At 44.3% G+C, this 25,301-nt stretch carries 29 protein-coding genes and 1 pseudogene; 5 read left to right on the forward strand and 25 right to left on the reverse strand.

What is annotated here, in order from left to right; all coding sequences use genetic code 11:
• Positions 1–186 precede the first annotated feature (186 nt).
• From KH172YL63_RS16690 to KH172YL63_RS16735, 10 genes are all read right to left on the reverse strand, one after another.
• Positions 187–633, reverse strand: coding sequence for a GNAT family N-acetyltransferase (locus KH172YL63_RS16690; RefSeq protein WP_173107166.1), 447 nt, complete (start codon positions 631–633; stop codon positions 187–189).
• 221 nt (positions 634–854) lie between these two features.
• On the reverse strand, positions 855–1,136 hold the full coding sequence (locus KH172YL63_RS16695; protein ID WP_173107167.1) for a cupin domain-containing protein: 282 nt from the start codon (positions 1,134–1,136) through the stop codon (positions 855–857).
• 45 nt (positions 1,137–1,181) lie between these two features.
• A complete protein-coding gene (locus KH172YL63_RS16700; protein ID WP_173107168.1) occupies positions 1,182–2,471 on the reverse strand; it encodes a TRAP transporter large permease in 1,290 nt (429 codons plus the stop codon).
• Positions 2,468–2,944, reverse strand: coding sequence for a TRAP transporter small permease (locus KH172YL63_RS16705; RefSeq protein WP_173107169.1), 477 nt, complete (start codon positions 2,942–2,944; stop codon positions 2,468–2,470). Before KH172YL63_RS16705 ends, KH172YL63_RS16700 begins: the two co-directional genes overlap by 4 nt.
• A 65-nt stretch (positions 2,945–3,009) precedes the next feature.
• Entirely contained in the window at positions 3,010–4,035 is a 1,026-nt protein-coding gene (locus KH172YL63_RS16710) for a TRAP transporter substrate-binding protein (RefSeq protein ID WP_173107170.1), read from the reverse strand.
• A 22-nt stretch (positions 4,036–4,057) separates the two neighbouring features.
• Entirely contained in the window at positions 4,058–4,708 is a 651-nt protein-coding gene (locus KH172YL63_RS16715; protein WP_173107171.1) for a bifunctional 4-hydroxy-2-oxoglutarate aldolase/2-dehydro-3-deoxy-phosphogluconate aldolase, read from the reverse strand.
• Positions 4,709–4,724: 16 nt separating this feature from the next.
• The gene (gene hxlB, locus KH172YL63_RS16720; protein WP_173107172.1) at positions 4,725–5,273 is read right to left on the reverse strand and encodes a 6-phospho-3-hexuloisomerase; all 549 of its coding nucleotides are present in this window, start codon (positions 5,271–5,273) and stop codon (positions 4,725–4,727) included.
• The gene (gene hxlA, locus KH172YL63_RS16725) at positions 5,270–5,893 is read right to left on the reverse strand and encodes a 3-hexulose-6-phosphate synthase (RefSeq protein WP_173107173.1); all 624 of its coding nucleotides are present in this window, start codon (positions 5,891–5,893) and stop codon (positions 5,270–5,272) included. The genes hxlB and hxlA overlap by 4 nt, the downstream gene beginning before the upstream one ends.
• Positions 5,894–5,902: 9 nt before the next feature.
• Positions 5,903–6,856, reverse strand: coding sequence for a sugar kinase (locus tag KH172YL63_RS16730; RefSeq protein ID WP_173107174.1), 954 nt, complete (start codon positions 6,854–6,856; stop codon positions 5,903–5,905).
• Positions 6,849–7,874, reverse strand: coding sequence for a LacI family DNA-binding transcriptional regulator (locus tag KH172YL63_RS16735; RefSeq protein WP_173107175.1), 1,026 nt, complete (start codon positions 7,872–7,874; stop codon positions 6,849–6,851). The genes KH172YL63_RS16730 and KH172YL63_RS16735 overlap by 8 nt, the downstream gene beginning before the upstream one ends.
• Before the next feature lie 463 nt (positions 7,875–8,337).
• Between KH172YL63_RS16735 and KH172YL63_RS16740 the strand changes: the two genes are divergently transcribed.
• Both KH172YL63_RS16740 and KH172YL63_RS16745 read left to right on the forward strand, forming a co-directional pair.
• Positions 8,338–8,670, forward strand: coding sequence for a hypothetical protein (locus KH172YL63_RS16740; protein WP_173107176.1), 333 nt, complete (start codon positions 8,338–8,340; stop codon positions 8,668–8,670).
• A gap of 227 nt (positions 8,671–8,897) precedes the next feature.
• On the forward strand, positions 8,898–9,440 hold the full coding sequence (locus KH172YL63_RS16745) for a hypothetical protein (RefSeq protein ID WP_173107177.1): 543 nt from the start codon (positions 8,898–8,900) through the stop codon (positions 9,438–9,440).
• A 133-nt stretch (positions 9,441–9,573) separates the two neighbouring features.
• On the opposite strand, the gene KH172YL63_RS16750 is transcribed toward KH172YL63_RS16745, so the two are convergent.
• The 5 genes from KH172YL63_RS16750 to KH172YL63_RS16775 all read right to left on the reverse strand — a co-directional run bounded on the left by KH172YL63_RS16750 (position 9,574) and on the right by KH172YL63_RS16775 (position 13,972).
• A complete protein-coding gene (locus tag KH172YL63_RS16750) occupies positions 9,574–10,989 on the reverse strand; it encodes a DUF4179 domain-containing protein (protein WP_173107178.1) in 1,416 nt (471 codons plus the stop codon).
• Positions 10,982–11,521 carry a sigma-70 family RNA polymerase sigma factor gene (locus KH172YL63_RS16755; protein WP_173107179.1) on the reverse strand — a complete coding sequence of 180 codons (540 nt, stop codon included), beginning with the start codon at positions 11,519–11,521 and terminating at the stop codon, positions 10,982–10,984. Before KH172YL63_RS16755 ends, KH172YL63_RS16750 begins: the two co-directional genes overlap by 8 nt.
• A 351-nt stretch (positions 11,522–11,872) precedes the next feature.
• The gene (locus KH172YL63_RS16760; protein WP_173107180.1) at positions 11,873–12,394 is read right to left on the reverse strand and encodes a P-loop nucleotide/nucleoside kinase family protein; all 522 of its coding nucleotides are present in this window, start codon (positions 12,392–12,394) and stop codon (positions 11,873–11,875) included.
• Positions 12,395–12,467: 73 nt separating this feature from the next.
• Positions 12,468–13,103 (reverse strand): hypothetical protein, encoded by a 636-nt coding sequence (locus KH172YL63_RS21650; protein ID WP_232066048.1) that lies wholly within the window; start codon positions 13,101–13,103, stop codon positions 12,468–12,470.
• Between the two features lie 107 nt (positions 13,104–13,210).
• Positions 13,211–13,972 carry a GNAT family N-acetyltransferase gene (locus tag KH172YL63_RS16775; RefSeq protein WP_173107181.1) on the reverse strand — a complete coding sequence of 254 codons (762 nt, stop codon included), beginning with the start codon at positions 13,970–13,972 and terminating at the stop codon, positions 13,211–13,213.
• Positions 13,973–14,384: 412 nt separating this feature from the next.
• Between KH172YL63_RS16775 and KH172YL63_RS16780 the strand changes: the two genes are divergently transcribed.
• A complete protein-coding gene (locus tag KH172YL63_RS16780; protein ID WP_173107182.1) occupies positions 14,385–15,302 on the forward strand; it encodes a DMT family transporter in 918 nt (305 codons plus the stop codon).
• Positions 15,303–15,478: 176 nt separating this feature from the next.
• Complete coding sequence (locus KH172YL63_RS16785) at positions 15,479–15,715, forward strand: hypothetical protein (RefSeq protein ID WP_173107183.1); 237 nt, start codon at positions 15,479–15,481, stop codon at positions 15,713–15,715.
• A gap of 178 nt (positions 15,716–15,893) precedes the next feature.
• Here the strand turns inward: KH172YL63_RS16785 and KH172YL63_RS16790 are convergent, their stop codons facing one another.
• From KH172YL63_RS16790 to KH172YL63_RS16830, 9 genes and pseudogenes are all read right to left on the reverse strand, one after another.
• Entirely contained in the window at positions 15,894–16,202 is a 309-nt protein-coding gene (locus tag KH172YL63_RS16790) for a hypothetical protein (RefSeq protein ID WP_173107184.1), read from the reverse strand.
• Positions 16,203–16,341: 139 nt separating this feature from the next.
• Positions 16,342–16,563, reverse strand: coding sequence for a DUF4190 domain-containing protein (locus KH172YL63_RS16795; protein ID WP_173107185.1), 222 nt, complete (start codon positions 16,561–16,563; stop codon positions 16,342–16,344).
• Positions 16,564–16,657: 94 nt separating this feature from the next.
• A complete protein-coding gene (locus KH172YL63_RS16800) occupies positions 16,658–16,924 on the reverse strand; it encodes a hypothetical protein (protein WP_173107186.1) in 267 nt (88 codons plus the stop codon).
• Between the two features lie 218 nt (positions 16,925–17,142).
• A complete protein-coding gene (locus KH172YL63_RS16805; protein WP_173107187.1) occupies positions 17,143–18,384 on the reverse strand; it encodes a DUF4153 domain-containing protein in 1,242 nt (413 codons plus the stop codon).
• A 170-nt stretch (positions 18,385–18,554) separates the two neighbouring features.
• Positions 18,555–19,712 carry an ABC transporter permease gene (locus tag KH172YL63_RS16810; protein ID WP_173107188.1) on the reverse strand — a complete coding sequence of 386 codons (1,158 nt, stop codon included), beginning with the start codon at positions 19,710–19,712 and terminating at the stop codon, positions 18,555–18,557.
• 13 nt (positions 19,713–19,725) lie between these two features.
• Positions 19,726–20,934: an ABC transporter permease gene (locus tag KH172YL63_RS16815; protein WP_173107189.1), complete on the reverse strand. Its 1,209-nt coding sequence runs from the start codon at positions 20,932–20,934 to the stop codon at positions 19,726–19,728.
• 278 nt (positions 20,935–21,212) lie between these two features.
• A pseudogene (locus KH172YL63_RS16820) lies at positions 21,213–21,882 on the reverse strand (ABC transporter ATP-binding protein); the annotation flags it as partial.
• 146 nt (positions 21,883–22,028) lie between these two features.
• Positions 22,029–22,688: a response regulator gene (locus KH172YL63_RS16825; protein ID WP_173107191.1), complete on the reverse strand. Its 660-nt coding sequence runs from the start codon at positions 22,686–22,688 to the stop codon at positions 22,029–22,031.
• Positions 22,689–23,885: a sensor histidine kinase gene (locus tag KH172YL63_RS16830; protein WP_173107192.1), complete on the reverse strand. Its 1,197-nt coding sequence runs from the start codon at positions 23,883–23,885 to the stop codon at positions 22,689–22,691.
• Positions 23,886–24,012: 127 nt separating this feature from the next.
• Between KH172YL63_RS16830 and KH172YL63_RS16835 the strand changes: the two genes are divergently transcribed.
• A complete protein-coding gene (locus KH172YL63_RS16835; RefSeq protein WP_173107193.1) occupies positions 24,013–24,597 on the forward strand; it encodes a Crp/Fnr family transcriptional regulator in 585 nt (194 codons plus the stop codon).
• Here KH172YL63_RS16835 and KH172YL63_RS16840 read toward each other — a convergent pair.
• The gene (locus KH172YL63_RS16840; protein ID WP_173107194.1) at positions 24,594–25,268 is read right to left on the reverse strand and encodes a DUF4386 domain-containing protein; all 675 of its coding nucleotides are present in this window, start codon (positions 25,266–25,268) and stop codon (positions 24,594–24,596) included. The genes KH172YL63_RS16835 and KH172YL63_RS16840 overlap by 4 nt on opposite strands.
• Between the last annotated feature and the right edge of the window lie 33 nt (positions 25,269–25,301).

Raw genomic sequence — 25,301 nt, forward strand, 5'->3', positions numbered from 1 at the left:
ATTCTTTTATATGTAAAGCCCTTTTTTGAAAAATAGCCAAAAAGGTGAGCACGGGGACGGTTCTTGTGCTTCTTGTCATTCAACAGAATGAACCAATGTGAACAAGGGGGAACACCTTTCATAGAGAAGCAACAGAACCGTCCCCATGCTCTCAAAAACCAAGCCACGGTACCTGTCCCCGTGGCTTCAATAATTCTTCAACACCATATCAATATGCGGAATCCCATCATCCAGATAGGTTTCCGTTACCGCCCTGAATCCAAACGATTCATAGAACGCCCGCAAATATTCCTGCGCCTGGATCTTCACCGTTTGTTCCCCCCACTCATCATGGATGAAAGCCAATCCTCTTGTCATTAACTCGCTTGCGAAACCTTTTCCACGATAGGCTTCCTTCACGAGGACTCTTCCTATGGACGGTTCTGTGTATGAAACGCCTGCAGGTAGAAGCCGGGCATATGCAACCACCTCACCGTTCTCTTCTTTATAAAGGTGATGGGCGTGCAGATCTTTTCCGTCGACTTCAAGGTAGGGACAATTTTGTTCCACTACAAAGACCTGGGTTCTTACTTGTAGCATTTCGTATAGTTCGTAATTTGATAGCTCATTAAAGCTCTTCACCTTCCAGCTCATATATAGAACACCCCTACTATATTATTTTTTGAGTAACAACCGGACACCTTGATCTGTTTACCTCAGCTTCCTGGAACGATGATATTCATCAATGGAGTTATTATAGCAGTTTCTTTAGGACAATGGAGACCGTGTATCCTGGCTACTTTGATTGGAAAGTCGCGCTTCTCCCCCACTAAAAAAAGCCTCACTCCATATAATGAAGTGAAGCTCTGTCTACTCTATCCCTGCAGCAGATCCTTTCGAATCGGGGAAAACATATCCAATATCACACATTCTTCTAGTACTTTCACTCTGTGCTTAATGCTCGATGGGATATATTGCGTATCCCCTTGCTTCAGGACTCTCTTGTTTCCATTCACTTCAAATTCAACCTGTCCTTTTTCTATGAAACTTAATTGTTCTTCCGGATGCTGATCTATCTCACCGACAAATCCCTCTGCCAGTTCAACTTTTACTAGCATCATCGAGCCTTCACTGCTCAATACTTTTCTTTTTACCATTGCTGCCCACTCTCCTTTTTATTTCTGTTACCCAAGAAAAAACGATCAGAATAAGCTTGGGTTTATTAATTTAGGAAGATAGAATGCGACTTCCGGTAAGAATGCGACAAATAATAAAACGACGAGAACAATCAATATATACGGCATGACTGCAGAGAGCGACTTCTCGATGCTGAGTTTTCCTATTTTAGCTGCCAACAGGAGGCATAACCCATATGGAGGTGTGACGAGTCCAATAGCGAGCGTCATCACCACAATTAGACCAAGATGCACTGGCTCCATTCCGAATAGGTTTGCTGTTGGCAAGATGACCGGAACGAATAAGATCATAGCTGGAATCGCGTCCATGAACGTACCGACGAAAAGGAAGAATGCAATAATGATCAGGATGAATACCCATTCTGCCCCGACATTGTTCACGAAGAAATCTTGTGCCTTAACTGCTAATTGATAATAGCTCATCAGTTCACCCAGCGCGCTTGCAGCTGCAAGGGCAAACAATGAAAGCGAACTCAATGCCAGTGTGTCTTTGATGATCTTTGGAAGATCCGATAGTTTCAATGTTTTATAGAAAAACATACAAATCAGTAACGTATACAGGCAAGCAACGGCTGCAGCTTCCGTTGGGGTGAAGAATCCTGAAATGATCCCCCCAATAATGATGATCGGTGTGATCAAAGCAGGCACTGTTTCGTACACCAGCTTAAAGAATTGACCGAATGTAGCCCTTTTCGACCTCGGATAGCCCTTTTTTAACGCCATGATATAAATGAAGAGCATCATGCCTAGACCGATCAGTACGCCGGGAACGATTCCCCCGAGGAATAGTGCACCCACCGATGCATTAGTCAAACCGGCGAAGATGATCATCGGGATACTAGGCGGGATGATGACGCCGATCGTTGAAGAAGCTGCCGTCACGCCGACAGCGGTTTCCGTATCATACCCCTGCTTCTTCATGTTCGGTATCAGGATTTTCCCGACTCCGGCTGTATCAGCCTGGGCAGCACCTGATACCCCTGCAAAAATCATGGAAACCAAGATGTTTGCGTGGGCGAGGCCCCCTCTGATATGACCGACCATCGTCAATGAAAGGTCAATTAGCTTTTGAGAAATCTTCCCGTGGTTCATTAAGTTGGCGGCCAGGATAAATAGAGGCACGGCAAGCAAGACAAACGAATCTATTCCATTCAGCATTTTCATCGGGACCGTCACCTCAGGAATATATGGAACGGTAAATATACCAAGAAGGGCAATGATGCCGATGACAAAGGCAATTGGTACGCCGATCAGCATCAGAATAAGGAATAATACAACCAAGCCTATACCAATCATGCCTGTGCCCCCCTTCCCTTAAGTGATTTAATAGTAGCCCACAATTGACTAGCCGAGTAAATCATCATGGTCGCCCCCATGATTGGGATGGAAATCCATACATACCCCATTTTCATTTCCGGGATGGACGTCCAGTTATAATGCCAGAAATTCTGCACTGTCTCGATTCCGTAGTAGAACAGCGCAAATGAAAATAAGAATATGACAGCATCAATGACAATCAGCAACAATTGTTTGGACATCCCTTCCAGTTTCCCTAGAAGGAAATCAAAACTGAAATGTTCCCTTTTGCTCACCATGACGGAAGCCCCCATAAAGACTGACCAAATGAATGAGTAATTGGCAACTTCTTCTGTCCATATGACCGATATGCCAAGATGTCTTGTAGTGATTTGAACGATGATGGCAATAAAAAATATCACTAAGAAAATAGCACCGATGGTCATCTGAATTTTTTCAAGAGCTTTAATCATGATTGTCTTCCCCCTTTCAATATTAAAGGGAAGAACAAATCAACTCTTCCCTTTAACCATCCTCTTTACTTAAGCTCCCTTACCCTCTCCAGCAGATCTTCTGCTCCCATGTCCTTCGCTGCTTTCTCTTGAAGAGGTTCAGCCAATTCAATAAATGGATTTCGGTCGATTTCGTTTACTTCCGCTCCTTCATCAATTGCTTTTTGTTTGAACTCTTCTTCCTGTGCATACACTGCTTCTCTTTCTGCTTCAACAGAAGCCTTGGCTGCCTCGAGGATTGTTTCCTGTTGCTCTTTTGAGTATGAATCAAATTTCTTACCGTTCACCAAAAGGAAACGTGTAGTGTAATCATGCGCTGTTTCAGTGATATATTTTCCGTTTTTCGTTTTATGGTGATTTTGCTGAACGAAGTAAGGATACGAGTTTTCAGCTGAATCAACGACATTTTGTTGAAGTGCCTGATAAAGCTCTCCCCATGCAATCGATGTTGGGATTGCTCCGACTTTCTTCCAATAATCCGCCAAGACACCTGAAGTCTGTGTTCTAAACGTCATTCCCTTTAAATCTTCCATTTTGTTAATCGGCTCTTTCCCGTAATAGTGCCTGACTCCCGCCGACCAATAACCAATCAATTTAAAATCATTATTAGATTTTTCGTTTATTAATTTTGCCATTTCTTCTCCGACTTCGCCGTCAACCGTCTTTTCCCAGTGATCATAACTGTCAAAAAGATAAGGCAGAGCCAGCAGGTCTATTTCCTTGATTCCCGTCTGAGTCATGAAACCCGGTGAAACAAGAACCACATCTGCTGCGCCAAGCTTCAGCTTCTCAACAAGTTCAGATTCTTCCGTTCCGATCGTCCCTGCATGTACTTCTACTTCAATATCACCGTCAGACTTGCTTTCAGCTACTTCCTTGAATTTCAAAAGACCCGTTTGATATGGATTATCCGGAGATGTTTGATTGTGCGCTGCCACGATCTTGATTTTCTTACCAGCTTCTCCCCCTGCTGCTTCGTCACTTCCACACCCGGCTAAAATACCTGAAAGACCCAACAATAAAACCAGTGAAATTGATAAAAATTTCTTCATCCCTATTTCCCCCTTATTTGAATTATGTTGCTTGAACAGCCTTTACCTTCTGAACGATTCGCGCGTATTCACGTGCTTTCTGCGTCAAGCGCTGATAATCTTCAGCGTGTTGCAATTGCTTCGAATTGACCAGATTTCCCCCTAGCCCCACTGCCAGTGCGCCTGCCTCTAGATATTCAGCAAGATTATCCATATTAATTCCCCCTGTCACCATTAATGGGATCGATGGGAAAGGACCGTGAATACTTTTCACAAATCCCGGTCCAAAAGTATTTGCCGGGAATACTTTGATCATATCTGCCCCGTGCTCAAACGCAGTTAGAATTTCTGTCGGTGTCAAGGCCCCCGGTATACTTGGGATCCCGTAACGCTTAGTCATCTTCACTGTGTCCAGGTTGAGTGAGGGTGAAACGATGAATTCACTTCCTGCCATGATGGCAGCCCTTGCCGTTTCCGGATCCAGGACCGTCCCTGCACCGGTCAGGACTCTTCCATCCATTTCATCTCTTACAATTTCTATCAACCTTGTAAACTTAGGTGTTTCGGCCGTGATTTCAAGCACCTTAACCCCACCTTCATACAATGCTTCTGCTATCGGCAGAATGGTGTGAGGATTAGCTTCACGAATGACGGCGACAAGTATTTCATCTTTTATAAACTCTACTAGATTCATGTTTCTACCGCTCCCTTCACTCTATATTTGCATGGCGTTCAGCCATGACTTCGTTCGTTTCTCCCTGCTCCAAGGTCCCAATGATGATTGCATCAAGCAGAAGGTGAACTGATTGATCGAACTGGTTTCCGAGAGGCTGTATCGACGCAGGTTCATGAGCTCTCCTGTACTTCGTCGCCGCCGGAATACAAATGACCCCATCGCTTATGCCCGCAAGCTTTGATTCGATATTTGTAGTCACGAGGAATACTTTTGCGCCTATTTCTTTCGCCTTTGAGGCAAATTGGACAATCGAACCGGTTGACCCCGATCCTGAAATAGCGGCAAGTAAATCCCCTTCTGCCATGCTCGGCGTGATGGTTTCCCCGATGACGTAAACCGGGAAGCCTCCATGCATTAAACGCATCGCAAATGCTTTCCCCATCAAACCTGAACGTCCTTCACCATAAACGAAGATTCGCTTGGCTCTTTTCAGCTGTTCTGAAAGGTGGATGGCCTCTTCTGCTTTCACCTTCGATAAAACCTCGGATATTTCATCGGCTACTGTCGTAATGATTGATTTCATTCCCTGATCAGTCCTTTCATCGCCCTAACCGCTTCTTCCGGATCGGCCGCTTTCGTGATAGCGCTGCCAACAATGACCGTATGAGGTCTTTTTTCAATAATGGCTGGCAGTGTCTCTAAGGTGATGCCGCCGGCAACGGCCGTCTCAAGTCCACTGATTCCTTGTGAAAGATCGAATAGATTGCCGATGTTTTCACCTGCTTCCTGCATGTCCTTCCCAATATGCAGGCTGACAAGGGTAACACCAAGTTTTTGTAACTCTTTTACTCTCTTACTCTCTGAGACTCCTAATAAATCAACCATGACTCTCTTGCCACGCGTCTCCGCCACTTCGAGAGTATCAGTGATCGTTTTGTCCGCAGAAAACGCCATGACGGTCGTGATATCAGCCCCAGCATCAAATGCCTGGATAGCCTCGTGTTTACCGGCATCACATGTCTTCATGTCAGCAACGAGGGTTTGATTTGGATACTTTTCACGGATTTCACGGATAATCGTCATCCCGTATTCCTTAATGACCCCGGTTCCTACCTCGATCCAGTCCACATAAGGACCGGTCTTCTCCAAAATATGAAAGCATTCTTCCCTGGTCAGGCGGTCAAGCGCCACTTGTATATTCATCCCATCCCCCTATCTTTCCACTCGTTCTTTTTCGCCCATATGGACAAGGACATCTTCTAAGTAAGGCAGTCCTTCATTATCACCCGTCACACTGACGACCATCGATCCGATGATATTTGCGAAGTGAAGAGTTTTCTCAAGTGGCCACTTCTGCAGAACCCCGTAGATGAACCCTGCATCGAATCCGTCGCCTGCGCCTACCGTATCCACCACTTTCTTCGCCTTTACGGCAGGGGCTTCCACATACTCACCTTCTACATATCCCACCGAGCCTTCCTCGCCTTTCTTGATCGCAAGATGCGTGATGCCGAATTGCTTGCAATGCTCGATAATTTCATGGGTGTCTGTTGTTCCAAACAACAGCTCCGCTTCCTCGACTCCCGTCAGAAGGATATCGACATACGGGAGGAAACTCCTCAATACATCCCTTGCTTCATCCTCATTCCACAGTTTCAAGCGGATATTCGGATCACATGAAACCATGACTCCATGCTTTTTAGCTTCGGCGATTGCATGTCGGACAAGCTCGATGTTTTTCTTTTTATCGACGGCTGGGAATACCCCTGTAATATGTAGAACCTTTGTGTTGTTCAGATAGCTGATATTCAAGCTTTCCTTTGTTAATACCGTTGTTGGAGAACGGTCTCTGTAATAAAAGGTACGGACACTGCCATCCCCGGCGATTTCCTTAAAGTTCAATGAAGTTGGATATCCTGCCGCAAATTCTACTTCGGAAACATCCACCCCTTCACCACGAACCGTATTAAAGATGTGCCTGCCAAATTCATCATGTCCTAGCCGGCTGATCCAACCAGTCTTTAACCCCAGCCTTGCACAGCCAATCGCAAAGTTCAGCTCTGCTCCGCCTATCTTCCTGTCGAAAGAAGAAACAAACCGCATCGGGCCTGTTGAAGAAGGATCAAGAGTAATCATCGCATCTCCAATCGTCACTACATCATTCATGAATAACATCCTTTCTCTTACATGATTCCCGTATGATTAACTTCGGATCAAAACGGACTACCAAGCCCTTTTCCTGATCCTCTTTCTTCTGGATTGTATTTAATAAAAATTCCGCCGCTTTCTTCCCAATCTCAAAAGTCGGTTGAGCAACAATCGTTAAGCCCGGTTCATAAAAACTGGCAAAGGACACATCGTCGATCCCGATGATCGCTATGTCTTCAGGAATTTTCATATGGTTTTCTTTTACATATTTCAAAATCTCAATGAGCGTCAAATCATTGCCTGCGAGGATGGCTTCCGGAGGATCATTCAAGGATAATAGCTCATGAACCCCTTCTTTGATCCTGTTTACTTCCCGGCTCTTAATATAGTCATCCCGGACATCAAGTCCATTGGCAGTCATCGTGTTCTTATAACCGTTGATTCTCTCCATCCGCGGTGTAACATTCCGAATCACATTCGTGATGATACCGATCTTCTTGTACCCCATGTCAATGAGATGCTGCACGCCGATCCCAGATGCCTTCTCGTTATCAAGGAGCATCGATGGAATCTCTACGTCCGGCACAGTTCGGTCAACAAACACAATTGGGTAGCCCTCCTTTAGCATCTCATTGTATAAGTTGACGTTATCGCCGGTGGGTAGCAGGATGATGCCATCCACCTGTTTTGCACGGAGCATTTCAATATACTTCCGTTCTTTCTCTGGATTATCATCCGCGTTACAGACAATCGTATGAAAATCAGCATCCTGACAGGTGTCCTCAATCGCCCGGATTACTTGCGTCGAAAACGTGTGAAGAATATTGGCCACAATCACCCCGATCGTCGTTGTCGACTTCTGCTTGAGGCTCCTCGCGACAATATTTGGTCTGTACTCTAACGTCTTAATGGATTCTTCAATCCTGTTTTTCGTTTCTTCCCTCATATATTCGTAACGATGATTCAAATATTGTGAAACAGTACTTTTAGATACACCTGCATGCTGAGCAACATCAGCAATCGTTACCTTTTTCATGTATACTCTCCAACTTTCATTATCTAAACCGTTTTACTAAACCGGTTTATTAAACCGATTTATTGAAATTATATGATAATTGAAAGCGCTTTACAATAAGTTTTTGGAAAATTGGTGAATTTAATTTTTAGGTATCATAAAAAAACGCGGAGGGACGCGTTTTTTGGTTACGATTTGACCAATGGGGACTCTGTTCGAAAAAGCTTGATTGTAAAATGGATCAAGGTTCCTAAATAATGGATGCTTATCCTATGTTTCTAGGTCTGCTGGTTCTCTGGGGTTCATTTGATAGAAGAAGAAATCACTATCAACGTTTGTTGGGGTTATTTGATAGGATGTGCACTCATATTAACAATGGAGATTCACGGCTTACCCACGCAGGAAAAAAAGGATAAGACGACGACTACACCGAATATATCCTTTAATCGATTGCCACATCATTTAATATAGAAGGGTGTCCCGAATGAAAATTAAATATAGTAAGTTCATTATCATTGCCGTCTTATTCATAAGCACGGCTTTCATCTATCTCTTCTCATTCAAAGAATCCAAAGAATTCACCGGGTTCCCTGTTCCGAAGGGCGCTGAACTGACGGAGAAAGAGAGCAAGTTAGAGAAATACAACTGGGCATCCGCCTCTGAAGAATACGGCTTTCCATTGCGATATCAACTGATCATCAAACTGTGGGGATGGGACAAAAGAGAGCAAATGGGTGCCCTGACCATTTACGAAAAGAATGGGGAACAGGTTGGGGTTGTATCATTGGAGGAGTATTTTTCTGTTGGTGTGGATTGAATTTGGGTGGAGGGTTAATTGAAGGAGTAAAGAACACTGCGATGGCAGTGTTCTTTACTAGGTGATTCTAAATAGCCGGTTAAGATTTTGATGTCTTATCGTATTTATGTCTAAAATGAATACCTTCTTTCATTTTTCTCATATACTTGTCCAATCCAACCCTCTTTTCATTCATATAATAGAATAGTAAATTTTTTATCATTCTATTATGTTAGGAGGGATTCAAAGTGCCAAACGCACCTGAACTTTCACCACCATGGGTGATTTATTTTAATCAATTGAAATACTCAATTGGGGCTGATCCCCTCGTGGAGGTGGGACCATTGATCCCGGTTCAAGACCAGTACCTTGCATTGGTGATAGTGAACGATTATGACAAAGCACAGGCTCTGGCTACGCTTCTTACCCCATCACAAAATTTTGGAAATGTTACTTTATCTGTTGTCGTTATTTATAATCAAGACATTGTGACTCCTACACCTTGCCCATTGGATGCTTTTGAAGTCGCACACCTTGTAAAAGCTGCCTTGGAAGGAAACACCTATTTTCAAAATATAGTCGTGCAGCCGCAATTTCCTGGGAGTATGGATGCTGTATATCCTATTTTTGCAGCGGAGGTTATACAATTCTATGCTGATGACATCTCCAATTACTGTAATACATTCGCTGGAGTTGCATCCCAAGTATTCCAAGAGGTCATGATCGACGCGCTATGCAGAGTACAAATATTATATTCAACGAGTTGCAGTGAAGAAAATAGCGATCAATGACGCGAAGTACCGTTCGATTTTGTGAGATTCTTGTTTTTGTATAGATATAGGAGACAACTTTTTGAAGAACACTCTTATGATGAGGAGTGTTCTTCTGTTTTCGTGACGAGCATAATCTACTTCACCTTATTGTTTATTCATCCCCCTCCGGAATCTCAACCGTAAACGGTTTTAAATCCTCAGAAGAGACAAACGATGAGAATTTAAACTGTAAAATCGTATCTTCCAGTTTAAAGTCCTCTATTTTTTCTTCCCCGTTTAAATCGAATGTTGATTGGTAATGTGCAGTTGCTTTATCAATCATTTTCACTTTATTGAGTGTAATACCATGATTTTTAGGAGGAAATGGATTGTCCGGGTCAATTTCGGATACATAATTCTTATCGATCAGCCAGAATGCATATCCCAGGTTATGATTGATGATTTCCTGTTTATGTTCACTACTATTCTCCGGTAGTCCTGTAAGGTTATAATCCAAGATTAATTGATCGCCTTCTTGCTTTACATCATTCATCTTTAGCCCTAAACCAAGACGCTCGCTCTCTAGCGTAAACCTCTTCTTATTGAGCAATCTCATTTCCTTTGGAGCTGACACACTGATCTGTGGATTAAAAGTAAGAGAAGTGACGCCGGCCTTCAACTTGGTCATTTCCGACCGCACAATACTGTGATAGCCATCTTCCTGTTTCGACTCCTTCAGTATCGTCCGGTTTCCTAGCCGATATATATTCCCTTTCTCATCGATAATTTTTGAAATTCGCAAGTCATCATTCTTGTATTTCTGAGAGACTTCATACACAAGAGAAGATGATTCTTTTGCGGTAATAATTTCTTTAATACGAATGCTGCCATTCTTGTCCGGGTATTCCTTCCCTTGATCAATCACAATGGTCCGATTCGTATCCTGCTCTATCGGTATATTAAAGTTCCATTCTCCTTGAATGCCGTTAATGTTATGAATCGTTATTGGAAGTGTGAAATTTTCATTGAAGTCTTCATAGGGATAGTACATTTTCCATTGAAAGTTATAGCCATTGTCTACTTTTCTTAGGTCAGTAGATTTTCCGTCCAACCATGGATCATGATCTCCCTTATTGTTTTCAAAGTTCACATCAAAGCTAACTTCGCCTTCTTCATTCCTTCCATTTTCTACACCATCATCTACAAACCCTGTAATGGACACGACGCTTCCATCAAAGTAGGCGCTTGTCAGTTTGACGGTTACCCCATTTTTCGTAACCGATTCATTTAATTGGGTTACGGCATTCTGACTGGCAAGATTCAACCCTCTTTGATCGTTAAATTCCTGAAAGATCCCTCCGATTAATGGCGCGTTTGCCAAGACATTATTCATCACTGGACTGACAAACCCAGAGGCAATGGTAAGGACAATCACGGCTGCTGCAGATGCTGCACCTGCAAATATTTTCTTTTTCTTTCCACGACCACTATTTTCGTTCCTATCTATCCCCTTGGAAATCGCGTTCAACACTTTTTCTTTCGGCACCGGTATTTGTTCAAATGCGTCATGAATTTTCTTATTATCCATGGGATCTTGCCTCCTCTGTTTCATAAACCTTCTTTAACTCAGCTTTCCCTCTGCTTAAGTATGTCTTGACGGTATTCTCCGGTATATCCATCACGCGGCTGATCGTCTTGATTGAATAATCGTGATAGTAGAATAGAATAATGGCGGTACGATGAGTCACTTTCAGCTGCTGAATAGCATGCAAAAGCTGTGAAGACCCTTCTATCTCTAAAGTTGTTTCATCTGGCACATTGGACAAATATTCATCGTTCATCGGAACCACTTTGCCCCGTTTCCTGATGACATCCACCGAACAGTGAATTACAATCCTTGTCAGCCAGGTCAAAAAATATTTCGGATTTTTTAACGAATGGATTGATTTATACGCCTGATAGGCAGCTTCCTGAACGACATCCAATGCATCTTCCTCATTGTGCACATACATATAAGCTGTCCTAAAGATTCTTTCATAATGACTTTCAAGTAATTTTTCAAAAGAGTTCTTACTTCCTTTTATCGCTTGTTTCACTAGTCGTTGACTTTCATTTTGCAACTGTTTTGCCCCCCTTCATGTATTAGTGGGATTTAGCATTAAGAAAAGTTTCAATTTATTGGATTCTTTTTATAAATTTACATGAACAGAAATTAGTTTAAGTTCCTATTACGTTTCAATATTACACATATTGTAACGCTGTTAAATCCTTCAATAACAGGTCTCTTGTATGTAAGAATATTAAATTCCACTCCCACTGTCTTATGTTAGTCTTCTAATTTTTAAAAATTGACAACGATATGAAGAAAGAAACATTTATTGAAATACAAAAGAGAACCCTGTAAAGAAGGTTCCCTTTTAAAATCCCCTTACATTTAGATAGAGGTTCGGAGTAGTCAACTAAAAGGAAGTTCACTCTTTTATATACTCCATAACCTTATCAACGTAGCTTTCTAGAGGTTTACTTGTATCTACTAACAAGCATTTTATATTAGTCGGTTTTTTACTATTTCTAATTGTATGCCTAAATGCATCTTCTGAAGTGATTTCCTTTATTTGACTCGCCATCCTTTTTCTATTTTTCAACCGGAAATTAATCTCCTTAGGATCTTCGAGATAACATTCAACATATTTGTACTTAGCATTAAATTTATTACACAAGTCCGTGCCCTTAAGAACTAATTCCTCATATAAGCAAGGACTATCAAAAATAACATTGTGGCCTTGGGATAAGTGAAATTCAATTAAAGACCAATCAATATTGTAAGAAATTTTCCCAGCTAATCTGTTATCGATATCGTCTTCAATAGATTCTAATAAAGCTGATTTAACAATATCGTGATCAATGAGCACAGCTCCCGTTTGCTTTGCTATTTGTCTAGATAGCGTAGACTTTCCTGAGCCTGGGAAACCGGACATCTGAATAAAAAACATACATGAATACCTCGCTGAAGTTTTGATTTTTATTGGATCTTCCCCAGTGCAATGCCCTTTTTAATAAATAGGACTACCTTATTGGATACACCAACTCAATATCTTTTTCCGCCTTTAGCGATTGATAATACCAGTAATTATGGTCAGCTCCGTGGATGCAAAGAATCCTTTTATCCGGGTACTTTTTAGCAGCGTTTTTCACCCGCGCAGCCATTATGTAATGTCGGGCATTCCATACAATATTTTGAACGTCAGGATTCATTGAATACAGCCAGCTATACATTTCATTTGTAATAGCATCATATTCAAATGAGTTAAATGGGATATTTCCTTTATTCCATGCGGATAGTTTTTTCACATTCCAACTCTCTAACTCTTTCTCTAACTTACTCTTCGTTTCTGCATCATACTGATCAAAAGGACCTTCTTCAAATACATCCTCTTCAAACCAATTCACCGGTACAAACTCAATCCCCTTTTCCTGACATATGGGGAATATCAAGTGAGGATACTCATTCTGTGTCTCTCCCAGTATCCCGGATGGTTCACCTGTATTTAAATAAAGATCCCAGCTTGAAGGGTGAACTTCACCGCAAATGACATCAGGGTTAAATTCTTCTATTAACTCTTCCAATAGAGACAACGGAAAATGATACTTTCTTTGCATTTCTTCATCATGGGTCATTCCTAAAATGCCTACAACTGCCATGTTTACACATCCTCTATAATAGTAGTGCTTGGTTGGTTTCGGGATCCTGCCAATAGTGAATGAAGCAAGTGCAATTCTTATGCTATTCCCCCGATACATTAAGAACATCACGACAAAATGTTTCGATTTTTCCTTTTAAACACTTTATTTCGTTCTATCACCTTACATCCGTTATGTCTGAATGTTTTAAGCATCGGTAAGTTTTTGTGACCAGTAGAGCCTATGTAATAAGAAGCTTTAAAATCTTTTTTTAGTATCTCCAGAGCTTGTTGGTGGAGAAGTTTACTTTTTCCTTTCCCTCTCTCACTTGGAATGATCCCAAAATAAAAGATCCTTCCCTCATCTGAAGTCCCTGGTTCAATATGAGGCATCAAGACTCCGATTGGCGCTTCATTTTCATAAGCAACCATACAAGATTTCTTATAGGTCGGACCTAGTTCCACCTCTACGCTTCGCATTTGTTCATCAATATTTAGCGAAGATAATGCATTTAATGATTCTTTCATGGAAGCTTCCCAAATCTTTTTAAACTCTGGTATCGAAAGATCGTATAAATTCTTTAACGAGAAACCATATTCAATAGTTGATGCTTCATCAAGATCCTTGCGAACAGTGACGTTTTCATCATGTAATATAAACTCATACTCTGTTAAAAGAGATTCCACCTCTTGGTTAATTTCACTATCCACAAGGATGTTTACGTTTTTACAAGATTTTATAAATGGTTTCTCCATTATGCAGGGTATAAGTTCAATTAGTTCTGGATTTGTCAGACTTGTTGTATTTTCGATCGTGATAAAGTTTTCACCTTTTACCATTTTCAATCTTGCCATTAAATCAGTTATGCTAAGTGACTCTTTTCTCTCCATACAACACACCTCTCTTAGATCACAGATTTTGAATGATGGGACTGCAGTAATAATAACCATCCTACTCTACCAATTATTTCAAATAAATATATTTTTAACAATCGTTTATTCCTTCGGGGTGTCTTGGCCTTTCAATAAAATGATGAATCGCATTATGATCAAACTGTACATTGATCATTATCTTGCTAAAGTCATCGAAGCCCTTGCACCCCCCTTTTCAATTGTTCCAAAAACGCCTTCCACCCCCTCCTATTACTGAACTTTTTTCATCTAAAACTAAAATCCACTTTCCATTATTCCGAATAATCCCATCCAAACAATATCTTCTTTCGTATTTACAGGAAAATGTTAGAATTATTCTTATAGAAAATGTCATTGTGCACAGTGGCTCTTGGAAAAGGAGCTAAATGACGTGAAATATTATTATCTGCTGTTACTGACGAGTCTTCTGTGGGGAGGCAATTTCATTGTGGGGAAAACGCTCGTGGAGCACGCCTCCCCTGGAACGCTGACGATATTGAGGTGGGGTATTGCGGTTCTTTGCCTGTTGCCGATGGTCTGGTGGAAGGAAAGGAAGCTCATTCTACCGGTTCGGTCGATCCTGCCCCTCGCATTGATGGGGGTGACAGGGGTGGCCCTCTTTCAGGCGCTCCAGTTCATGGCACTTGAGAAGACGTCTGCGACAAACGTCGGGTTGATTTCAACCCTGAACATGTTCTCGATTGCGGGAATCTCTTTTATTTTCTTAAAGGAAAAGATGAACGCCTATCAATTCCTATCCATGCTCATCTCCCTCTTTGGCGTGATGCTTGTGCTGTCCAAAGGAAATCCGGAGATGGTCTACTCCCTTCAGTTCAATGAAGGGGACCTATATATGCTCGCTGCGGTGGTCATGTGGGGATTCTATTCCGTGTGCAGTAAATGGGCGATGAAGACCGTCACACCGATGATGTCGATTCTTTACTCCGGCATATTCGGCCTTCTCTTCCTGCTTCCATTCAACCTGCAGGATTTCCGGGTGACGGATGTGGACGCATCCTTCATCCAGTCCATCCTCTATACAGGCGTGATCTCAACCGTTGTCTGCATGGTACTGTGGAATGTCGGGGTGAACAAACTTGGACCGAGCACATCAGGATTGTTCCTGAACTTCAACCCGGTCTTCACCGCATTGCTTGCTTTCATCTTTTTGGGAGAAAACATGACCGTACTGCAGGCAGTCGGGAGTGTCGTGGTACTGGCAGGATGTGTGCTGTTCTCACTGTTCAGGAAGAAGCCCCGCATGTTCAGGGAGGTTCCTTCCATGATGCCTGTAAAGACTCCTTCATAACGATCCCTATCACAAGAAACGCTCAGAGAGAGATCTCTGAGCGTTTCTTGTATCCACATCTATTGATCGTATCTTCTGCTGAATTTCGAATTTCATAGTTTATTCATCTAAGCAAATATGTGGTTTATAGCATATACATACTAGAGACATGACAAACAAAGAGGTGATGAAATCAAATGTCAGAGTTAACATCAATAGAAAAGCTACTGCTGAACACAACCCCAGGAACCTTGATGAACCGTCTCATCATAAACGGAAGTGCAGTCGAAATCAGGAATTTCATATCTTTTAATTCAACAGATCGTGTAGCCATCTTCACCCCAACGACCGCTCCTGAATACCTGGTCGTGAATTCCCAATCCATCGAAGCCATTATCTATTGTCAGCCAGAACCGAATCAGGATCATGGGTGATGGTGGAGGTATAGTGAATAAGACCGCTTCTCTTTGGTGGGAAGGGGTTTTGTTTTTGATATGTGGTCTAGTGATTGGTAGTTTTGGAGATTGGTGATCTGTCACGCTGACTTTTTCAAGGAAATAAGGTAATCTACTTACTTTAACAAAGGGCAGCTGCTTGTTCAGCAGACACCCTCTATAATTTAATATCATTTTCTTTATTCTTTTTTATAGAAGTGGCTACAACAACGTTCACCAATACTCCCAATCCAAGGAAACCTGAAAAATAAATACTTTGTATCCCTGCTCCAAAGCCTCGTTCTATTACATCAAGCCTAGCGAGTAAAAAGGGCAAGAAGAAGGCTATAATGGCTAAGCACATTAGTGTAAATGTTGGAATAAATCTTTTTGAGTAGGTCATTCTTATCGTCCAATAAACTGAAATGATCACTATTGACAACGGCAGTACAAACCCCACAAAAAAATTCAGGACTGACGTACTCAAATAATCCCTCCTAGAAACGGTGTATTTCAAAGGACACTTCATAAATTCAATTGAGTGCCCTACCCTATTGAAATCAGACAAAAATCTGTATACCCGATAACAAGTCTACACCCCTGTCATCCATTATTATCGATTCTTTTTATAGTATCCCAATGATACATATTATTATTGCGATTACTGCAATACTTTCCCCTTTTTGATGTACTCCCTCGTTGATCCTGCTGTTCTTAATTTCCCTAAGTGCGATGAAAGAACCAACCAACCCTGCCATACCAAGAAATATGCCGATATAGGGTGTAAAGGTTGATAATATTCCAAGTAAAATTGAAGAAACTGCTTTTCCGTTGGTCTTTTCCTCCATAACTCCATCCCTTCTTACATAACAGCTGATATTTGATTCACGTCTCCCTCACTGACAGGACGGAGGTATACTTCCTAGATTGCTGTCCCAATGATTATCGAAATCTCCTTTTTCCCTTCAAAGTAAATACATAATGGATGACAAACAGAATGGATACAGTTGCGGCAAAGACATACCACATACTTGATGATACTCGGATAAAAAACCCATTCGTATCGGCATGTGCCATAAAGAAATCAAACACACTGATTGTTTGTTTTGTAAAAAACGCCATCCCTGTCACACTGAACAAAGCGAGCATCAGGGAAGCTGAACAGATGGAGATAGAAGTCTTTAAGGATTGAATGATATCCCCCTTCATTGTAAACACCCCTTATATAGTTTCATGGCAGCATGACGATGTTTTTCCATTTTCAGGATACAATTAAATTCATCATAGCATGATTTGAAGGTTCTACCAATCATAAAATGGGGTGAGGTTCCTTCTCAGATAAGGGCTTTAACATCACGCGTAAATTGGTTAACAACAAAAAGAACATCGGGCAATCCAATCCACCCCAATGTTCCTTATCTTTAATATTAAAAAATAATAGGAAAAGTTAAAATGACGAAAGCTGCCCAAAGTCCGTAGACCGGCAAATACTTCGTAACGGAATCTTGGATCGCCGACGGTCCGGTTTTGTTTTGCAGAAAGCGCTTATAGGCAAACATGATCCAAATGAGATTTGCCCAAATTAGTATGTTCACACCTAGAACAGCAAGTCTGTTTGGCGTAATGCCATAAGAAGAAAGCCTGAACACAATGGCTGACAATGCGACACTGTCGATGATCAAGGCCAGGACAATGAGGGCAAAATTGATATAGTCTGAAATGTTTTTTTCCTTGTCCGAATCGCTTTCGGTAATCGAAAAGATCGTAACCGCCAATACACCAAGGAGGATGCCGTTGAAAGCGATCAAGAACTGACGGTCCAAAAATGGATTTTTCCCGAGCCATATCACCGCAACTAGGAAAGTCACCAATGTGACCAGAACAAGCGGGCTGAAAATTTTGGCTATATAGGGTGTGATGTTTTTAGCAAGTTTAAGATTCATGGATACGAGATATGCAGACACAATCGCAAGACCGGCTGCACCAAATAACACGATATTGCTAAAATAAAATTCCTCAATATTCAAGCCGATGATGCTGAATAACTGCATCGTGACGGCTGCCAGTACCATTCCGCTCACAGCCATGCCGGCGTAAAGAATGCTAAATTCCAAATTGAATTTGATGTAAGCTAACCTGTTACTGCCTCTTCCATACTCATTGCCGGTAAAAGCAAGGCCTAACAACATCCATAAGAATATGGGAAAGTGCAAGTAAGCAAGGATCGTGCTGTCATGATCATTCATAGGCAGCAGATTCAGATAACCCCCGGAAATCAGAAGCAGGCCTGCAAAGGTATACACCACACTTTTTCCCGGTGCATTTTTGTACATAAAATAGGCCGCCATAAAAGGAATGATGCCAAACGCCAGGTTAATCGGAGCAATCGCTTCCTGTTCGACAAAATGGAAAAGAATCCTCGTAAGCACCCCTGCCATCATGGCTAACATGCCCATGACTATAAAATCTTTCTGGCTCTTAGACTTTTCTTTATACGCAGTCTCCTTGAAATGCAATCTTTCATACCAAACGCGAAGCACCGGAGAATCCGGATTCTGCTCCCACGCCTGTAGAAATGAATGTTTAAAAGCTTTTGGGTCTTTTCTATACATTCTCTCCAGCTCATGTGGATCAGCGATGTTTTCAATAATCGGATTGTTCCCTTCCATGGGCGTACCTCCCTTAATCGTCTTCTGATGTTGATTTTAATATAAAATTTATTGTTTTACAATAAATATTTATTAATTATTATAATGGTTTTGTTGTGAAAAGGGGAACTCCCGTTTAAGAAGTTCCCCTTTTGCGATACCTTTTATTAACCTGACCTTTTCTACCCTATCTACTCAAACCTCACCCTCCTCAATCCCACAATCAAAAACACAACTGCAAATCCAAGCAGGATCCCGACCGGTGCTATGATATCAGTGAACCCGCCGCCTCGTACGGTCAACTCGGTGAATCCTTCCATTCCCCAATACTGTGGCAGGAATGTGGCGACGTCCTGGAAAAAGTCCGGCATGATTTCAACCGGCCAGTAGACGCCTGCGAGCATGCAGGTGGAGATGATGACCAGGTTCCCGAAGATCGACTGCTGTTCTGCCGTCTTGACGAAGCCTGCGATGAAGAGCCCGAAGCCAATCGTGCAGAGAAGCAGGCTTGATACGAGGATGATGTTGGCGAAGGTGTTGCCCCATTCGATGTGGAAAATCACCTTTGACAGCATCATCAACATGCCGAATTGGATCCAGCCGATGAGGAAAAATGCCAGCATGTAGCCGCATAGCAATTCCACTTTCGATGCCGGTGTGGACATCATCCGGTACCAGACACCGGTTTGCCTCGCATCGAGGAGGACACCGGTGCTTGATAGCATCGCGATCATGACGAACATAATCGTGAAGCCTGCCGAGCGGCCGGTCAGATTGTTCATCGTTTGAAGTTGTTTGTTTTTCGTGACAGTAATGGTTTCTATCGCTGGAGGTGCGGCCTTCAGTTGTGTAGTGATGTCCTCCTGGATGGTGGATGGATCTTCTCCGGTTGTCTCTTGATAGAACCGGCCGGCAGCTGACGTGATATTGATTTGTAAGAGGCTGTCATCGATGAGCTGCTTTACAAGGTCCGTCCCTTCAAAGGAAGGAGAGGACACGAAGACGACTTCCGGGGTTTTCTGCTCGTGGATCTTTTTTTCGAATCCTTTTTCCACCCGTATATAGCCAGTGATGTCCTGGTTCTCGAACTGACCCGTGACTGACTTCGTGTCTGTAAGTTGAAATGAGTAGTGTTGATTTGCTTGCAGTTGGGTGATCAGTTGCTGGGATAAAACCGACTGATCCTCGTCGACGATCGTGATCTCCGGTTTGTTATCTCCTGATTCCGTGAAAGCCCCGCCGAAGATGAAGGTGAATAGCATGGGCATCCCAAACAGAAGCAGGAATGTCTGGCGTTTTTGAAAAAGCCGTTTGATTTCAAAGCGGGCGATGCTGATGATTTTCCTCATTCTATTTCTCTCCTTATCTATGCTTTAATTTCAATGAACCGATCATACATGCAGTAAGGCCGCTCAGGATGAGGATGGTGATGGGCAGAATCAGTGTCCCCCACTGAGTTCCATTCATGATGTCGAGAAAACCGCCGAGTGCCCATTTATTCGGGGCGATGACGGCGAGCTGCTGTAAGGCCTCCGGGAATAAAGCCAGCGGAATCATAGAACCACCGAGCAGCGCGAGCACCTGGACACCGATGCCCCCGATTGAATCCACCGTCTTTTCCTCCGAGATGAAACCGGCAAGCATCATCGCAAGTCCGGATACCGCAACCCCGTAAGCCATCCCCATCAGCATGAGCTGGGCTCCGTTACTGCCCCAATCCACCCCGAATAAATAGTGGGTGGCGCTCACGAACACCGTGAACTGAAGGAGAGTGAAGGCGAGGGTGCCGAGGAACTTCCCTCCCATGATCGAGGAGTGGCGGACGGGACTGATCATGAGCCTTGCCAATGTATCGGTATTCCGCTCCTGAAGGATTGTTTTGGCGCCCATTGTCGTGTTGAAGAGAATGAACATGACCCCCATGGCGGCAGCGTAGTATTGCATGCCTGTAAGAGGTTTCTTTCCATTTTCTTCAGAAAGGACACCGCTTTCCTTTGAACCGGCAATTCCATTTAGCTTTCCTGAAAGATCCTCCATGGTTCCGGCAAGGTCCGCATTCTGATTGGCCACCGGCACGGCCAGTTCCTTCCCTACGGTCCTTGTTGCCGCAGAAACGGTAGCCACCCGATTGGTGAATGATTCGGTGATGGTCGAGAGGATCGAGAACTGAATCTCTTTCCCTGGATCCTTGAACATTTTGACCGGCTCATGGTTCCCCTGCAGCAGCCCTTCTCCCCAGCCTTCAGGAAGTACAAGGCCAGCATCCACCTGCCCCTCCTGGATCGCCTTCCGTAAGTCGGCTTCATTGCTGTATTTCTTTATGGTGATGCTTTCCTTCAACGCCTCCCCTTGAAGGGTGTCCTGAAGGAATCGTTGGGTCAGTTCATCTTGGGACGCCGTGACGACTCCCGCAGTCAGATCGGGGAGCGTTGCGCTTTCGCTGAATGTCCCCCTCAAGGCAGTCCCAAGGATGGCGGTCAGGATAATCGGCATGAGTAAAAGTGTGATGAACGATTTGCGGTCTTTGAGGCGGATTTTGATATCTTTCCATGCAATCGTGAACATGTTCATTTCATTCTCCCCCTAATCCCGTAACGTTCGACCTGTGAGTTGCAGGAAGAGCGTCTCAAGATTCGATTCTTTGATTTCAACGGATTGGATCTTTAACCCGGCATGGACGGCCGTCGTGATGACCGATGCCACGGCTTCCTGGGGGTTCGGCGCGAATACTTCAATGGTGCATTCTTCTTGCTGAAACACCATATGCACACTTTCAGCTGTATTTTTTAAGGCTTCCATCGCCTCATCAGGCAAACGGTCGACTTTCATTTCAATAAAGCTGCTTCCCGTCAGGCGGCTGCACAGCTCCCGTTTCGTCCCAAGGGCGATGACTTCTCCGTGGTCGATGATGCCTACCCGGTTACAAAGGAACTCAACTTCTTCCATGTAGTGACTCGTGTAGATAATCGTCATGCCCTTTTCATTCAGGGCTTTGACCGTTTCCAGAATATGATTCCGTGACTGTGGATCGATGCCGACCGTCGGCTCATCCATGATCAACAGCTCCGGCTCGTGCATCAGGGCCGCTCCGATGTTGATCCTCCGCTTCATTCCCCCGGAGAAGGTTTCGATGCGATCTCTCCCCCTGTCTTTCAGCCCGACGATTTCAAGCACTTCCTCCACTCGCTTTTTTGCCTGCGTGCCGGTCAAACCGTACATCTTCCCCCAGAAAATCAGATTATCCCTCGCCGACATCGTTGGATAAAGGGCGATTTCCTGCGGCACGACCCCGATCTTCTTCTTGATTGCCAAGGGGAATTGTTTCACTGATTGGCTTTCGACCAGCACTTCTCCATGGTCGCAGGGCACAAGCCCGCAAATCATTGAAATCGTCGTCGACTTTCCCGCTCCGTTCGGTCCAAGAAGTCCGAACGCTTCACCCTTTTCGATCGTAAAGGAAACGTTCTTGACGACCTCTTTTTTTCCATAGCTTTTCTTCAGTTCTTTCACCTCTAACATATCTCCACACCCTTTTTTATTTGGCTATACATCTAGTATAGTGGGATTCCTCTCTTTCCAAATCCCTCCAGCGATAGAAATTGAACATAAAAAAATACAGCTGTGATAGCTGTATTTCATAAGCGTAATATGCCAAAAGTCATGGTTCAGTAATGTGTGATATGATAGCGGACAGCAAAGATCGCCGCCTGGGTCCGGTCCCTCAGCTCCAGCTTGCTGATGAGGTTCGAGACATGATTCTTCACGGTCCCTTCCGATATAAACAGTTGCCCCGCAATCTCTTTATTGTTCAGCCCGAGGCCGAGTTGATTCAGCACTTCGAGTTCCCGTTCCGTCAAGTCCTGCAAGACGTCCGGGACGGTGGTGGAAGATGGATCAGACGACTGGTTCCTTTTCATTTCCCTGACGATATCGGCGGTCAGTTCTTTCGGGAGGACCATGCCCCCTGATTGCACCGTCATGATTGCCTGGACGATGGCGTCTGTCGGCATATCCTTCAATAAATAGCCACTGGCACCTTCTTCGAGGGCTTTAAAGATGAGCTCACTGTCATTGAATGTCGTCAGCATGAGCACCTTGATGTCCGGATAAGCGGAAGTGATCAACCTCGTCCCTTCCACCCCGTCCGCGACCGGCATGCGGATATCCATGAGGACGAGGTCAGGTTGGAGTTCCTCCGCTTTCTCGAGCGCTTCCTTTCCATTGGACGCGACCCCTACGACATCGATCTCACTTCTGAGATCAAGGATCGTTGCAAGTCCGTCCCTCATTAATTCTTGATCGTCGACGATTAAGATGTTGACCATTTATGCTCCCCCCATTTGCCATTTCATCTCTTTCAGCGGTACCGCTGCTTTCACAAGGAAGCCCTCTTCTGTGCTCTGAAATACGGTCGTACCCCCATGTTCATGGATCCGGTCCCTCATATGCTTCAAGCCAAATCCAGGGTGGATGTCTCCTGCCCCCACTCCGTCGTCGTGAATACCGACCGTCACGTCGGACACTGAGACTTCAAGCGTGACGCTGCAAGTCTTCGCACGACCGTGACGGACTGCATTGGTGATCGATTCCTGAATGACCCGGGTCAAGTCCATCTGAAGCGAAACCGGGATCGTCATCGCATCTCCTTTGACGGTGAAGGTGGAGACGAGTCCGGTCATTTCCTGATAATCCTCCAACAGTTTCCGGATTGTCGTGATGAAGGACTGTGGCTGATTGTCATCCTTCAGCGTCCTGACAGACAGGCGGATTTCCTGGAGCGTCTCCCGGGCAAGCCCTTCACAAAGCCCGATCTTCTGCCGGCTCACATCTGGACGTGTCTCCATCAGCTCTTTCGCCACTTGAAGCTGAACGAGGAGCGCCGTCATCTTATGGCCGACCGTATCGTGGATTTCCCCTGAGATCCGGTTCCGTTCCCGAACGAGCGTCAACTCCTCCACCTGCTTCGCATACTGATGCAGCTGCTCATGGGCGGACGCCAATTCATCATGTGCAGACTGAAGCTCCCCGTACTGGGTTTCGATCTTCGTCCGGGCACGGAGAAGTTTGTGAATGAGCCTTCCGACAACAGCCTGAAACAGGATAAAACTGAAGTTGATGACATTTTCCAACGGGGAAAACACGCCTGTCACTTCATAGATGTAGTACATTGCCCCAAACCACGTGATGAAAAAGGCAATGGAAAACATGTAAAGGACCCTTCTGTTTTCAGCAGTCAAGAAAAGACTGACAGCGTTCACCCCGAACAGGATTAAATACAGGGAGGAATTCGGCTGAAACAGCACGAACCCTGTAATCAATATGAAATCCAGGACGAGCGGCAGCGGATAATACCTGTCTCCCCGTTCGCTGACAAAAAGGAGATGATTGAGCGTAAACCCAATCCCAGCTGAAATCACAAAAATCAGTTGTAAGGCTGTAGGCGTCCCGACTGAACCATAGTAGATATAACTGATCATAAGCAGCATGACGAGACGAAGCCCGGTCAAAAACGTCAACTTCACGGAATCACCCTTCATATGTAGAATATATTACCATTATAAGCTTCATTCCGATGTTTTGTAAGGTCATATCTGCCCTCAGTCCTGCTATACTTAAATAACAACCACCCCATAGAAAGAAGGTCATGCCATGAAAGATGTCCTCATCCAATACATGAAACGCTTCTCAGATCTCAGCGAAGAGGAGCTCCGAAAGCTGACGGCGGACGTACCTGTTGCTTCTTATAAAAAAGGAACCGTCCTCCTGCATCAAGGAGAGGTCCCTCATAAATGTTATTTTGTTTTAAAAGGATGTATTCGTCAGTTTGCCGTTGACCAAGATGGAGATGAGCATACCTTCAATTTTTTCACAGAGGAACAGAGTGTCACCATTTTCAGCATGGATCAGCCCTCAAAGTACGCTCTGTCCTGCCTGGAAGACTGCACGCTCATTGTCGGTGATTTGGCGACCGAGCAGGAGAATTATGATGCCCATCCCATCCTTGAAGCGATGACCCGCAAGATGATGGAAGCAGACATGGGCACGATGCGGGATGAGTTTGCGTCGTTCATGTCTTCTTCACCGGAGCAACGCTATGGGCTGCTACTCGAAAATAGGCCCGACCTGATTGAAAGGGTGCCCCAATATCAGCTCGCAAGCTATTTAGGCATCACGCCCGAGTCCCTCAGCCGCATCAAGAAACGGGCCGCGGGCAACCTGCGGATCGTCGACTAATCCATCGTCAGCTTCCGTCCCCTGACGAGGAGCCAGATCCCAAACCCGATTTCCCCGACAAACATCGGCGCCATCAAGATCAGCTCAAGAAGATGGGTTACGCTTTCAAGGGACGGCATGAACGTATAAATCCCGTGAATCAGCGTATAACCGAAGCCTGCCAGGATTAAGAGAATGCTGACCGGCTTCGGAATATACCCCGTCCTCACCGCCACATAACCAACGACCATGAGATGGAAGCCGAACAGAATCAACCCCAATGACCAAACATCTTCAAATGCCGCAATCGACCCCATCACCTCCACCGCCGTCCCGTCCGGATTCCCTGCAGCCCGGCCCGCAACCGCAAGATGGGACACAGCTATCGCCAGCACCACCGTGTAAACGAGCCGCAGCCCTCCGCCTATCCATGCCCCCACCCGGTCAAACGGCTTCAAAAACAGAACCAAACACCACGCCACCACCAAATCGGTGATGACAATCACCACCCACCCCACTATCTCCATCCCAAACCACACCGAACCCGCCTGAATATTCCTCAGCGTCGCCTCCCCGTCCCCCGCCACAACAAGTGAACTGTGCACAAACCCATAAGAAAAAAATGCCGCAACCGTCATGATCAACAGAGAAACCCCGGCAACGGCCGCCGATTTATGTTGAATTGTTTTCATAAAATGACCTCCTGATATGTTGGTACTTATGAT

The sequence above is a fragment of the Bacillus sp. KH172YL63 genome, assembly GCF_011398925.1.
In the GTDB taxonomy this organism is placed as follows: domain Bacteria; phylum Bacillota; class Bacilli; order Bacillales; family Bacillaceae_B; genus Rossellomorea.

Excerpts from the sequence above, each read along its gene's own strand:
- KH172YL63_RS16690 (WP_173107166.1), bottom strand. The coding sequence starts at position 633 with ATGAGCTGGAAGGTGAAGAGCTTTAATGAGCTATCAAATTACGAACTA.
- KH172YL63_RS16695 (WP_173107167.1), bottom strand. The coding sequence starts at position 1,136 with ATGGTAAAAAGAAAAGTATTGAGCAGTGAAGGCTCGATGATGCTAGTA.
- KH172YL63_RS16700 (WP_173107168.1), bottom strand. The coding sequence starts at position 2,471 with ATGATTGGTATAGGCTTGGTTGTATTATTCCTTATTCTGATGCTGATC.
- KH172YL63_RS16705 (WP_173107169.1), bottom strand. The coding sequence starts at position 2,944 with ATGATTAAAGCTCTTGAAAAAATTCAGATGACCATCGGTGCTATTTTC.
- KH172YL63_RS16710 (WP_173107170.1), bottom strand. The coding sequence starts at position 4,035 with ATGAAGAAATTTTTATCAATTTCACTGGTTTTATTGTTGGGTCTTTCA.
- KH172YL63_RS16715 (WP_173107171.1), bottom strand. The coding sequence starts at position 4,708 with ATGAATCTAGTAGAGTTTATAAAAGATGAAATACTTGTCGCCGTCATT.
- hxlB (WP_173107172.1), bottom strand. The coding sequence starts at position 5,273 with ATGAAATCAATCATTACGACAGTAGCCGATGAAATATCCGAGGTTTTA.
- hxlA (WP_173107173.1), bottom strand. The coding sequence starts at position 5,893 with ATGAATATACAAGTGGCGCTTGACCGCCTGACCAGGGAAGAATGCTTT.
- KH172YL63_RS16730 (WP_173107174.1), bottom strand. The coding sequence starts at position 6,856 with ATGAATGATGTAGTGACGATTGGAGATGCGATGATTACTCTTGATCCT.
- KH172YL63_RS16735 (WP_173107175.1), bottom strand. The coding sequence starts at position 7,874 with ATGAAAAAGGTAACGATTGCTGATGTTGCTCAGCATGCAGGTGTATCT.
- KH172YL63_RS16740 (WP_173107176.1), top strand. The coding sequence starts at position 8,338 with ATGAAAATTAAATATAGTAAGTTCATTATCATTGCCGTCTTATTCATA.
- KH172YL63_RS16750 (WP_173107178.1), bottom strand. The coding sequence starts at position 10,989 with ATGGATAATAAGAAAATTCATGACGCATTTGAACAAATACCGGTGCCG.
- KH172YL63_RS16760 (WP_173107180.1), bottom strand. The coding sequence starts at position 12,394 with ATGTTTTTTATTCAGATGTCCGGTTTCCCAGGCTCAGGAAAGTCTACG.
- KH172YL63_RS21650 (WP_232066048.1), bottom strand. The coding sequence starts at position 13,103 with ATGGCAGTTGTAGGCATTTTAGGAATGACCCATGATGAAGAAATGCAA.
- KH172YL63_RS16775 (WP_173107181.1), bottom strand. The coding sequence starts at position 13,972 with ATGGAGAGAAAAGAGTCACTTAGCATAACTGATTTAATGGCAAGATTG.
- KH172YL63_RS16785 (WP_173107183.1), top strand. The coding sequence starts at position 15,479 with ATGTCAGAGTTAACATCAATAGAAAAGCTACTGCTGAACACAACCCCA.
- KH172YL63_RS16795 (WP_173107185.1), bottom strand. The coding sequence starts at position 16,563 with ATGGAGGAAAAGACCAACGGAAAAGCAGTTTCTTCAATTTTACTTGGA.
- KH172YL63_RS16800 (WP_173107186.1), bottom strand. The coding sequence starts at position 16,924 with ATGAAGGGGGATATCATTCAATCCTTAAAGACTTCTATCTCCATCTGT.
- KH172YL63_RS16805 (WP_173107187.1), bottom strand. The coding sequence starts at position 18,384 with ATGGAAGGGAACAATCCGATTATTGAAAACATCGCTGATCCACATGAG.
- KH172YL63_RS16810 (WP_173107188.1), bottom strand. The coding sequence starts at position 19,712 with ATGAGGAAAATCATCAGCATCGCCCGCTTTGAAATCAAACGGCTTTTT.
- KH172YL63_RS16815 (WP_173107189.1), bottom strand. The coding sequence starts at position 20,934 with ATGAACATGTTCACGATTGCATGGAAAGATATCAAAATCCGCCTCAAA.
- KH172YL63_RS16825 (WP_173107191.1), bottom strand. The coding sequence starts at position 22,688 with ATGGTCAACATCTTAATCGTCGACGATCAAGAATTAATGAGGGACGGA.
- KH172YL63_RS16835 (WP_173107193.1), top strand. The coding sequence starts at position 24,013 with ATGAAAGATGTCCTCATCCAATACATGAAACGCTTCTCAGATCTCAGC.
- KH172YL63_RS16840 (WP_173107194.1), bottom strand. The coding sequence starts at position 25,268 with ATGAAAACAATTCAACATAAATCGGCGGCCGTTGCCGGGGTTTCTCTG.